General features: G+C 71.5%; 1 protein-coding gene. It reads left to right on the plus strand.

Translation table 11 applies throughout. The features are described from left to right. On the plus strand, positions 1-681 hold a 681-nt coding region (locus tag U9J39_RS29405), incomplete at both ends, for a condensation domain-containing protein (RefSeq protein WP_326348805.1).

The raw sequence follows: 681 nt of genomic DNA on the forward strand, positions 1-681 counted from the left end.
CATCATCTGGTCTGGACCGTGCACCACCTGCTGCTCGACGGCTGGAGCACCGCGCAGCTGCTCGGCGAAGTGCTGCGCCACTATGCCGGCGAAGCGCTGCCCGCCAGCGGCGGCCGCTTTGCCGACTATATCGGCTGGCTGCAGTCGCGCGATGCCGGCGCCGGCGAAGCCTTCTGGAGAGCGCAGCTGGCACCGCTCGATGCGCCGACCCGCCTGCTGGCGGCACTGCCGGCCCCGGAGCGCGACCAAGGCCAAGGCCAGGGCGAGCACCACCACGAACTCGACGCCGCAGAGACTAGCGCGCTGGCCACCTTTGCCCGCGCGCAGAAGGTCACGCTCAATACGCTGGTGCAGGCCGCCTGGCTGTTGCTGCTGCAGCGCTGCACCGGCCAGCCGTGCGTGGCCTTCGGCGCCACCGTGGCGGGCCGCCCGGCCGAACTGCCGGCCGCGCAGCAGATGCTGGGCCTGTTCATCAACACGCTGCCCGTGATCGCCTCGCCGCGTCCGCAGCAAGCGGTGGGCGACTGGCTGCGCGAGGTGCAGGCACTGAACCTGGCGCTGCGCGAGCACGAGCACACCCCGCTCTACGACATCCAGCGCTGGGCCGGCTTGGGCGGCCAGGCCCTGTTCGATTCGATCGTCGTGTTCGAGAACTACCCGGTCGACGCGGCGCTGCGCCGC

Origin of the sequence: Cupriavidus sp. SS-3, from assembly GCF_035818815.1 — a bacterium.
In the GTDB taxonomy this organism is placed as follows: Bacteria; Pseudomonadota; Gammaproteobacteria; order Burkholderiales; family Burkholderiaceae; genus Cupriavidus; species Cupriavidus taiwanensis_C.